At 43.4% G+C, this 726-nt stretch carries 1 protein-coding gene; it reads right to left on the bottom strand.

Annotated elements, in window-relative coordinates; all coding sequences use genetic code 11:
* Positions 1 to 125 precede the first annotated feature (125 nt).
* Positions 126 to 726 (bottom strand): TIGR01777 family oxidoreductase (locus A3729_RS02765; protein WP_068633094.1); only part of this gene is annotated, 601 nt, incomplete at its 5' end.

Genomic DNA, 726 nt, shown 5'->3' with positions numbered 1-726 from the left:
TTGTCGGAGACAATAACATTATGCTTTTTCATACCCATCACCCTCTTACATGCCATGCATTTTTAACAGTTCTACAAGGTATACGCGACAAGCACAAAACTAGATCATAATGACATGATTTAAAGTCAAAGTATCTCATCCAAGGCTTGCTTTAACTGAGGATACTGAAATTGAAAGCCACTTTCTAGAAGCTTCTTTGGGACTACATTCTGACTTCCAAGCAATAAAATAGATGATTCACCGAGTATGGTTTTCAAGATAAATGCCGGAACAGGAAGTACTGCAATTCTCTTTAATGTACGAGCAAGCGCGATAGAAAACTCTTTATTTCTTACGGCACCAGGTGCGACTAAATTGACCGCGCCACGCGTCGTCTGATTTACTAATAAATACTCAAGCGCTCTGGTTACGTCAACATTATGAATCCAGGGCATGTACTGCTTTCCGTTTCCCAGCGGCCCTCCAAGGCACAACTTAAATGGCAAAATCATTTTTGATAGCGCGCCGCCCGAACCGTCTAAGACAATACCCGTTCTCAAGGTAGCGCAGCGAATTCTTTTGTTTGCCATCTGCGCTAACTGCTCCCAATGAAAGCACAGTTCTGAAGCAAAGTCTGAGGGCCCAAGCCCAAAGGCCTCATCTAGCTTCGTATCGCCCTGATCACCGTATATACCGACAGCCGATCCAGATAAAAAAACATTTGGAGGGTTATCTCCCTTGTTAATG

The sequence above is a fragment of the Oleiphilus sp. HI0043 genome (genome assembly GCF_001634935.1).
This window is presented reverse-complemented; position numbering and strand designations above follow the sequence as displayed.